Raw genomic sequence first — 8382 nt, 5'->3', positions numbered from 1 at the left:
TGCTCGGCCGGCCGCGCGGCGGGTGCAGCGCCGCGAGCCCCCCGCGCCGCGCCCGCGTGAAGGCAGTGCGTTCGCCGGGTTGGCCGATCTCATCAGCAAGGGCTGAGATGCGGATCGACCGACTGCTGTGCTGCCTCCGGTTCGTGCGGACCCGCGGTGCGGCACAGAAACTGGTCGAGGCAGGACACCTGCGGGTCAACGGCGACCGGATATCGCGCGGCAGCCGCGAAATCCGGGTGGGCGACGTCCTGACGTTTCCGCTCGGCAGCAGGATCCGGATCGTCGAGGTGCTGGATCTGCCGCAGCAACGCGGTCCCCCCCGCGATGCCCAGGCCTGCTATCGCGATCTTGACCCCGCGGGCCAATCCGCCATAGCAGCGGACCAACTCGCCTCTCAGCCGCAGGACGCGCCTCAATGACCTATGTCGTCACCGATGCTTGCATCAAATGCAAATACACCGATTGCGTCGAAGTTTGCCCGGTGGACTGCTTCTACGAAGGCGACAACATGCTGGTGATCAATCCCAGCGAATGCATCGATTGCGGGGTCTGCGAACCCGAATGCCCGGCCGAGGCGATCCTGCCCGATACCGAGAGCGGGCTGGAGCAATGGCTCGAACTCAACGCGCAGTTCAGCGCCGAATGGCCGAACATCACGCAGAAGAAGGAGCCGCCCGCCGACGCCGACGAGCACAAGGGCGAGGCCGGCAAGTTCGAGAAATTCTTCACGCCGGAGCCCGGCACGGGCGATTGAACGCCGCATCGTGATGGACGACCGTGTACGCGCCGCCACCCACTGCCTCGGCGGAGGGGCCAAATTCGGCTGGCACATCGTGTCGGACGCGATCGAGCGTTCGGGCCGCAACAATGTCTCGATGGCCGCGGCAGGGGTGGGCTTCTACGTCTTCCTTTCGATCGTCCCGCTGCTCGCGGCCACGGTGCTGATCTACGGCCTGGTGGCCGATCAGGCGCAGGTGGCAGAGGACATCGGCCGCCTGAGTTCGGTCATGCCGTCAAGCGCGGCCGAACTGTTTGCCGACCAGCTTAAAACAGTGGTCGAAACGTCGCGCGGGAAGAAGGGCTTCGGGCTGCTCGTCGCGCTCGGCATCGCGTTGTTCGGGGCGCGCAACGGCGCCGGCTCGATACTGACCGGACTCAACATCGCGTACGGTGTTCCCGAGGGGCGCAGTTTCCTGCGCGCGAACGGGGTGGCGCTGCTGATTACCGTGTGCGGTATCCTGGGGGTCATCGTCGCGTTCGCCACCGTCGCCGCTCTGTCCGCCTTCCTCAGTTACCTGCCGACGGGTCTGGCGATCACCGGATCGGGCGCCACCTATCTCGCGATGCTGGCCGGCGGCATAGTCGGTTCGGCGGCGCTCTACCGTTTCGCCCCCAACCGCGAGGCGCCGCATTGGCGCATGGTCATGCCCGGCGCGATCTTCGCCGCATTCGGCTGGCTCATGCTGACGCTGGGTTTCGGGGTCTATGTTTCCCAATTCGGCAACTACAACGCGACCTATGGCTCGCTGGGCGCAGTCGTGGTCCTTTTGACCTGGCTTTACCTGTCGGCCTATGTCGTGCTTTTCGGGGCCCAGCTCAACGCCGCCTGGGGCGACCGGCGCCCGGGCTACAACGGGCTCGAGGTGGGCTGAGACACGATTCGTTACAACGACTCGTAATTTTCAAAATCGATGCTATATGAGCACATCCGCACCGGTTGCCCGTGCGGACATGTGAGATGTTGAAAAGGGCAGGCCCGAACTTTCCTCGCTATCGACGTACCCGCCGCCTTGTGCGGCAAGGACGATTCCATCCTGATGGCGCGGGCTGCCCGAGGATAAGGACTTACTGCATGGCTTCCAAGCCGGATGCTTTCGACGTTGGCGATTACGTTGTCTATCCCAAGCACGGCGTGGGCCGGGTCATCGAACTGCAAAGCGAGGAAATCGCCGGAATGCAGCTCGATCTCTACGTCCTGCGCTTCGAAAAGGAACGCATGACGCTGAGGGTTCCGGTCAACAAGGTGGAATCGATCGGCATGCGCAAGCTGTCGAGCGACAAGACGCTTAAAGAGGCGATGGAAACCCTTAAGGGCAAGCCCAAGGTCAAGCGCACCATGTGGAGCCGCCGGGCACAGGAATACGAGGCCAAGATCAATTCGGGCGAAATCGTCCTCATTGCCGAAGTGACGCGGGATCTGTTTCGCCCGGATGACCAGCCCGAGCAGAGCTATTCCGAACGGCAGATCTTCGAGGCGGCATCGAGCCGCCTGGCGCGCGAACTGGCGGCAATGGAAAAGACCGACGAGCCGACCGCCCTTGAAAAGATCCTCGATGTGCTGCGCGAACACGCGCCGCAGTATTACGAGAACAACGAAGACGCCTGACTTACAACCGCTCGACCGACACGAGGGCCGCTGCAGTGATGCAGCGGCCCTTTTTCATGACCTTGCGCAAGCTCGCCACCAAGTGTATTACTCAAGTGCAACACGCAGTTGGAGTGAACGTCATGCAGGTCTTGTGGCAGTTTCGCGCAGGGACGATCGCGTTGGGCGCGGTGGCTTTGGCAGCGTGCGGCGCCAACGCGGCAAGCTATGGTACCGACGAGGGCGTTCCCCTGGCCAATCTCGATCGCAGCGGCGCAGCGCCGACCGGTATCGCACTTGCGGGGGTGGACCGGGTGATCGTGACGTCCGGCGCGGCTTACGAAATCAACGTCTCGGGCGATCCCGAGGCGGTGGCGGCGCTTCGTTTCAAGATCGAAGACGGTACTCTGGAGATCGGGCGCAAACGCGGCCAGTCGTCCGGGAAGGCGCTCGTGCGCGTCAGCCTTCCGCGCGTGCAAGGCCTCGCGCTGGCCGGTTCCGGGATGATCGAGGCACGCGGCATCGAAGATGCAGCAGATATCGCGCTGGCCGGATCGGGCACGGTAAAGGCCATGAACGTTGCCGCGCGGGAACTTTCCATCGCGATCAACGGCAGCGGCGACGTCCTCGCCGCCGGGACGGCGCGCCAGCTGGATATCAGCATTGCCGGTTCGGGTTCGGCAATGATGCCGCAACTGCGCACAGAGCAGGGCAGCGTTTCGATCATGGGGTCTGGCGATGCCGAATTCGCATCGGATGGCGAGGTAGCGGCAAGCATCGCCGGGTCGGGCAACGTCACCGTCCGCGGGGCGGCACGCTGTACCCTGAGCAAGGCCGGGTCGGGGGATCTGCATTGCGGGCCCGGGCGCGATTAATCCCACCCTCACCTTCGCGCGTTAGGACCGGCGCAGGAGACCCGCGATGCGCCGAAAGTTCTTGTTCCTGTTGCCGATGGGCAGCCTGATGCTGTCAGGATGTCTTGCCAAGACCGCGCTCGATATTGCCTCGCTGCCGGTCCGGGCGGCCGGAAAGGGCATCGACCTCGTGACGACGAGCCAGTCGGAATCGGATGAGAAGCGCGGCCGGGCCCTGCGCGAACGGGAAGAACGGCTGGGGAAGCTCGAACGCACCTACGCCCGGCAGCTGGACGAGTGTGAAGAGGGCAGCAGGCGTGCCTGCGACGACGCCCGCCAGACCTACGCCGAGATGCAGCAGCTGATCCCGACACTCCCGCGAGAACCTGCCCCCGACTAGTCCGGAGCGGTCGCGGCGCGGCGCAGGCGATCGTTGATCGCCGCCCCGATGCCGCAATCCGGGATCGGTGCCACCGCGATCCGCGGCTTGTCCGACGCCGCACCAAGGTGCAGGCACGCGTAAAGCCGCGCTGCCGCTTCGGCCAGGTCACCGCTCTTCGAAAGCGTGCAATCCCCGGCGACCGCGCCGAAACCGATCACGAAGTCGTCCGGCGCGACTTTCGTTGCATTCAGGCGGACCGGTTTGCCAGGAGCATAATGGCTGGCGAGCTGACCCGGAGCCTCGATTGGCCGTTCCATGCGGGGCGCCGCCAAAGCAGGGAGGTCGTCGAGCGAGATCGGGCCGGGACGAAGCTCTTCGATCGCGCCATTGTCGCGAACCGCGAGAATGGTCGATTCGATACCCCGGGCGCAAGGCTGCCCCCCATCGAGGATGAGGTCGATTCGCCCGGCCAGGGTGGCCTCGACATGGGGCGCAGTCGTCGGGCTGACGAAGCCGCTGCGGTTGGCTGACGGGGCGGCAAGCGGAAGGTCGGTGGCGGCAAGCACCGCCTGCATCACCGGATGTGCGGGCACGCGCAATGCGACGGTCGCCAGGCCCGCGGTGACCGATGGAGCAAGTCCGGCATCGTCGCGCCGCCTCACCACCAGGGTCAGCGGGCCCGGCCAGAAGCGCTCGGCAAGTTCGAGCGCAGCCGGCGGCATATGGGCGTAGCGGGCCGCTTCCCCGACATTTTGCAGGTGAACGATCAGCGGATTGAAGCCCGGCCGGCCCTTCGCGGCGTAGACCCGCCGCACCGCCGCCTCGCTGTCGGCCCTTGCGGCCAGGCCGTAAACCGTCTCGGTCGGCAGGGCGACGAGGCCGCCCCTGCGCAGCACCTCTGCCGCCCGGGCAATTCCGGCAGCTTCGGCCGGGACCGTTTCCGTAGCGTAGTTGCCGCTCATCGTCCGCGCGCTATATCCCCTGCACCCGCAATGCCAAGAGGAATGCCGTGACCTACGCCCCCGCCACCAAGGACCAGTTGCTCGCCATCCGGGTCAACGCCGGGATCGAGACGCTGGCAGCGCACGAAAGGTTCGCGGCGGCCGAGCCCGACATGGTCGAGGCGATCGTCGAAGGGGTCGGGCAGTTTGCTGCCGGCGAGTTCGCCCCGCTCAACCGGGTGGGCGATCTTGTTGGCGCCAGGCTGGAGAACGGCGTCGTCCGCCTGCCCGAAGGGTTCGAACAGGCCTATGCCGCCTATGTCGAGCAGGGTTGGAATGCCATCGCTTCGCCGCAGGCATTCGGCGGACAAGGGTTGCCGTTTACACTGGCGTGCAACGTGCTCGAGAACCTCGGCACGGCGAACATGGCCTTCAATCTTCTTCCGATGCTCAGTGTCGGGGCGATCGAGGCGCTCGAACATCATGGCAGCGAGGGGCAGCAGCAGACCTATCTGCCGCGCCTGGTCAGCGGCGAATGGTCGGGAACGATGAATCTGACCGAGCCGCAGGCGGGGAGTGACGTCGGCGCGCTCCGGACCACGGCGACCCCGATCGACGGCGGCGAACATGCCGGCAAATACCTGATCAAGGGGCAGAAGATCTACATCACCTGGGGTGAGCATGAACTGGCGGGCAATATCATCCACCTCGTCCTTGCGCGCCTGCCCGATGCGCCGGAAGGAAGCCGGGGCATCTCCCTGTTCATCGTGCCCAAGTATCTCGTCAATGCCGACGGTTCGACAGGTCCGCGCAACGATTTGCGCTGCGTCAGCCTCGAACACAAGCTCGGCATCATGGCCTCGCCAACCTGCGTAATGAGCTATGGCGACAACGACGAATGCATCGGCGAACTGGTCGGCGCGCCCAACCGCGGGTTGGCGGCGATGTTCACGATGATGAACAACGCCCGGATCAATGTCGGCAACCAGGGTGTCCAGATCGCCGAGCGCGCGACCCAGCAGGCGGCGGCCTACGCCAATGAGCGCATCCAGTCCGCCCGGGCCGGCTCGCCCGACAGGAACCCGGTGGCGATCGTCGAGCATCCCGACGTGCGGCGAATGCTGCTGCGGATGAAAGCGCTGACGCAGGCCTCGCGCGCGCTTCTCTATTACACCGCCGGGCAGGTCGACCGGGGGACTCTGGGCGATGCCGCCGCCCGGGCCCGGGCCGAAGTGCTGACCCCGCTGATAAAGGCATGGGGGACCGATATCGGCATCGAGGTCGCCAGCCTCGGCATCCAGATTCACGGCGGCATGGGCTATGTCGAGGAAACCGGCGCCGCCCAGCATTGGCGCGATGCCCGGATTGCACCAATCTACGAAGGCACCAACGGCATCCAGGCGGCCGATCTGGTCACGCGCAAGCTCGGTCTGGGCGATGGCGAGGCTGTGACGAGCCTTATCGCCGATGTCGTTCGCGAGGTGGGAGACGACGCACCGCAGATCGCCGCACTCGCGCGAGATTGCGCCGATATCGCCGAATGGATGCGGGCCGCCGCCAGCATCGAGGATCGTCTTGCCGGCTCGGTGCCTTTCTGCACCATGCTGGCCGTCGCGGTCGCCGGATGGCAGCTAACGCAGCAGGCCCGGGCCGTGGCAGGTGGCGACGATGCAGGCCTTGCTGCGAGCAAGCCGGTCATCGCGCGCTTCTTCGCCGAGCGGATCGTGCCCGAGGCGGCCGGGCTCAAGGCGTCGGCACTGGCCGGGGCTGGCGGGCTCTATGCCCTCGATACCGCAGCCATGCTCGCCTGATCCTTATTGCCCGGGCACCTGCCGGGCATAGTCCGCCGGGCCGAAGGTCGCTTCCTGCCCGCGCAGTTCGCGGCGCGGCGGCAGCGAGGTGCTCTCGACCCGCCGCGCCGGGCCGACCGGGCGGGCGCCGGGGGCGATCGTGCGCCAGATGATCCCCGCCGTATCGTCGCTCACCAGGAGGGCGCCGTCGCCGGCCCAGTCGACCCACGTCGGGCGGCCGCGGGTGGTGCCCTCGCCGGTCAGAAACCCGCTCAGCACCGGGACCGGAGGGCCTTGGGGATTGCCCCGCTCGTCGAAGGCCACGAACACGACGTCGTATCCCGAAGGCGGCTTGCGGTTCCAGGACCCGTGCCTTGCGATCAGGGCCCCGCGAGCGAACCTCTCCCCAAGGCGACCGCCCTCGCGGGTAAAGACCAGCCCCAGCGCCGCGACATGCGGGCCCAGGGAATATTCCGGCGTGCGAACATAGCTGATGTAGTCGGGAATGGGGTATTCGACCCGGCGATCGTAATTGTCGCCCCAATAGACCCACGGCCAGCCATACTGGACGCCCAGTGGAACATTGGTGAGATAATCCGGGACGAGATCCGGGCCGAGCATGTCGCGTTCGTTCACCGTGGTCCACAACTCGCCCGACCAGGGATTGAAATCAAGCCCGTTGGCATTGCGCAGCCCCCCGGCGAACTGCCGCCGGCTGCCGGTTTTCAGATCGAACTCCCAGATCAAGGCGCGGCCTTCTTCGGCGGCGAGGCCCTTGTCCGCGATGTTGGTATCCGAGCCGACCGCGACGTAAAGGTTGCCGCCGTCGGGCGAAAGGATGAGGTTGCGCATCCAGTGCCCACCGCCTACGGCGAGGTCGGTGAGTTTGCGCCCCGGCCCGGCGACCTTCGCGGCGCCCAGCGCGTAGGGATAGGCGTAGACCGCGTTATGCGCGGCAACGTAAAGGGTGCCGTCCCGCCAGGCGAGCCCCGAGGGCGAGGCGATGCCTTCGACCACCACCTGCCGGACATCCGCCCTGCCGTCGCCATCGCTGTCACGCAGCAGCACGACCTGATCGGGCGACGGCCCGGTCGCCCCGGCCCGCCCCTTCAGCAAGCCGGCGATCCAGCCCTGGATGCCGCCCTCCTCCTGCGTCGCCGGTGCGCGGGTAAGCGAAACCAGGACGTCGCCATTGGGCAGCGTATGGATCGTGCGCGGATGATCGAGCCCTTCGGCAAAGCGGGAAACCTGAAGTCCTGCCGCCGGCGTCGGCGCCTCGCCCGCGGCCCAGCCCACCGGCTCGGCGATCCTGATGGTCGGGAAGAACTCGGCATCCGGCTCAGCAAGGCGCGGGTCGGTCCCCACCACCTCGTCAATCGGGATCGTGGCCGTGCTGCCCCGTGTGACGAAGTACCCGCCGACGACCAGCACCAGCAGGAGAACGAGAAGGGCGATACCGAATTTCTTGGCGAGGCTCATGATGGTGTGTGGTAAGCGAGCGGCGCGGTGCCCGCAACGCCCCTTGTAAGCCCCGCCCCCCGCGTTACATCGGCGCCATGTTCGCTTTTGCCCCCAGCCCCGATGTCGCCAAGCCCGAAAGCTACCGCCAACTCGTCGATGCGGCGGTGGCGCTGACCGAGGGCGAAGCCGACGGCATCGCGAACATGGCAAATCTTGCCGCCTTGCTGTGGGAGTTCGTGCCCGATCTCAACTGGGCGGGCTTCTACCGCATGGTCGGGGACGAGCTGGTGCTCGGTCCGTTCATCGGCCGGCCGGCCTGCATCCGCATCCCGCTCGGCCGGGGCGTCTGCGGCGCCGCGGCTGCCAACAACACGAGCCAGCTGGTGGCGGACGTGCACGAGTTTCCCGGCCATATCGCCTGCGACGCCGCAAGCGCCGCCTAACTGGTTGTGCCGGTGCTGCGTGACGGCGAGGTCATCGCCGTGATCGACCTCGACAGTCCGAGGCGCGGCCGGTTCGACGAGGACGACCGTACCGGGATCGAGGCTTTGGCCGCGGCAATCGCCTCGCGGATCTAGCGCCGGTTTAG

General features: G+C 66.4%; 9 protein-coding genes and 1 pseudogene. 8 read left to right on the top strand and 2 right to left on the bottom strand.

Annotated features, from left to right (window positions below; all coding sequences use genetic code 11):
* The first annotated feature begins 107 nt into the window (after nucleotides 1-107).
* The 6 genes from ACHFFA_RS01300 (at nucleotide 108) to ACHFFA_RS01275 (ending at nucleotide 3619) form a co-directional block, all read left to right on the top strand.
* Nucleotides 108-419 (top strand): RNA-binding S4 domain-containing protein, encoded by a 312-nt coding sequence (locus ACHFFA_RS01300; protein ID WP_394269029.1) that lies wholly within the window; start codon nucleotides 108-110, stop codon nucleotides 417-419.
* A complete protein-coding gene (gene fdxA / locus ACHFFA_RS01295) occupies nucleotides 416-754 on the top strand; it encodes a ferredoxin FdxA (protein ID WP_394269028.1) in 339 nt (112 codons plus the stop codon). The genes ACHFFA_RS01300 and fdxA overlap by 4 nt, the downstream gene beginning before the upstream one ends.
* A 13-nt stretch (nucleotides 755-767) precedes the next feature.
* The gene (locus ACHFFA_RS01290) at nucleotides 768-1652 is read left to right on the top strand and encodes a YihY/virulence factor BrkB family protein (protein WP_394269027.1); all 885 of its coding nucleotides are present in this window, start codon (nucleotides 768-770) and stop codon (nucleotides 1650-1652) included.
* A gap of 200 nt (nucleotides 1653-1852) precedes the next feature.
* The gene (locus ACHFFA_RS01285; RefSeq protein ID WP_394269026.1) at nucleotides 1853-2386 is read left to right on the top strand and encodes a CarD family transcriptional regulator; all 534 of its coding nucleotides are present in this window, start codon (nucleotides 1853-1855) and stop codon (nucleotides 2384-2386) included.
* A 38-nt stretch (nucleotides 2387-2424) separates the two neighbouring features.
* The gene (locus tag ACHFFA_RS01280) at nucleotides 2425-3240 is read left to right on the top strand and encodes a head GIN domain-containing protein (protein ID WP_394269025.1); all 816 of its coding nucleotides are present in this window, start codon (nucleotides 2425-2427) and stop codon (nucleotides 3238-3240) included.
* Nucleotides 3241-3286: 46 nt separating this feature from the next.
* A complete protein-coding gene (locus tag ACHFFA_RS01275) occupies nucleotides 3287-3619 on the top strand; it encodes a hypothetical protein (protein ID WP_394269024.1) in 333 nt (110 codons plus the stop codon).
* Here the strand turns inward: ACHFFA_RS01275 and ACHFFA_RS01270 are convergent.
* A complete protein-coding gene (locus tag ACHFFA_RS01270) occupies nucleotides 3616-4563 on the bottom strand; it encodes an L-threonylcarbamoyladenylate synthase (protein ID WP_394269023.1) in 948 nt (315 codons plus the stop codon). The two genes, ACHFFA_RS01275 and ACHFFA_RS01270, sit on opposite strands and share 4 nt — an antisense overlap.
* Before the next feature lie 47 nt (nucleotides 4564-4610).
* Between ACHFFA_RS01270 and ACHFFA_RS01265 the strand changes: the two genes are divergently transcribed.
* Nucleotides 4611-6353: an acyl-CoA dehydrogenase gene (locus ACHFFA_RS01265; RefSeq protein ID WP_394269022.1), complete on the top strand. Its 1743-nt coding sequence runs from the start codon at nucleotides 4611-4613 to the stop codon at nucleotides 6351-6353.
* A 3-nt stretch (nucleotides 6354-6356) separates the two neighbouring features.
* Here the strand turns inward: ACHFFA_RS01265 and ACHFFA_RS01260 are convergent, their stop codons facing one another.
* Nucleotides 6357-7811, bottom strand: a complete 1455-nt coding sequence (locus ACHFFA_RS01260; protein ID WP_394269021.1) for a PQQ-dependent sugar dehydrogenase — start codon at nucleotides 7809-7811, stop codon at nucleotides 6357-6359.
* Nucleotides 7812-7888: 77 nt separating this feature from the next.
* On the opposite strand from ACHFFA_RS01260, the pseudogene ACHFFA_RS01255 reads away from it, so the two are divergent.
* A pseudogene (locus ACHFFA_RS01255) lies at nucleotides 7889-8371 on the top strand (GAF domain-containing protein).
* The last annotated feature ends 11 nt before the right edge of the window (nucleotides 8372-8382 follow it).

The sequence above is a fragment of the Qipengyuania sp. genome, from assembly GCF_043423005.1.
Classification (GTDB): domain Bacteria; phylum Pseudomonadota; class Alphaproteobacteria; order Sphingomonadales; family Sphingomonadaceae; genus Qipengyuania.
This window is presented reverse-complemented; position numbering and strand designations above follow the sequence as displayed.

Excerpts from the sequence above, each read along its gene's own strand:
- ACHFFA_RS01300 (WP_394269029.1), top strand. The coding sequence starts at position 108 with ATGCGGATCGACCGACTGCTGTGCTGCCTCCGGTTCGTGCGGACCCGC.
- fdxA (WP_394269028.1), top strand. The coding sequence starts at position 416 with ATGACCTATGTCGTCACCGATGCTTGCATCAAATGCAAATACACCGAT.
- ACHFFA_RS01290 (WP_394269027.1), top strand. The coding sequence starts at position 768 with ATGGACGACCGTGTACGCGCCGCCACCCACTGCCTCGGCGGAGGGGCC.
- ACHFFA_RS01285 (WP_394269026.1), top strand. The coding sequence starts at position 1,853 with ATGGCTTCCAAGCCGGATGCTTTCGACGTTGGCGATTACGTTGTCTAT.
- ACHFFA_RS01280 (WP_394269025.1), top strand. The coding sequence starts at position 2,425 with ATGCAGCGGCCCTTTTTCATGACCTTGCGCAAGCTCGCCACCAAGTGT.
- ACHFFA_RS01275 (WP_394269024.1), top strand. The coding sequence starts at position 3,287 with ATGCGCCGAAAGTTCTTGTTCCTGTTGCCGATGGGCAGCCTGATGCTG.
- ACHFFA_RS01270 (WP_394269023.1), bottom strand. The coding sequence starts at position 4,563 with ATGAGCGGCAACTACGCTACGGAAACGGTCCCGGCCGAAGCTGCCGGA.
- ACHFFA_RS01260 (WP_394269021.1), bottom strand. The coding sequence starts at position 7,811 with ATGAGCCTCGCCAAGAAATTCGGTATCGCCCTTCTCGTTCTCCTGCTG.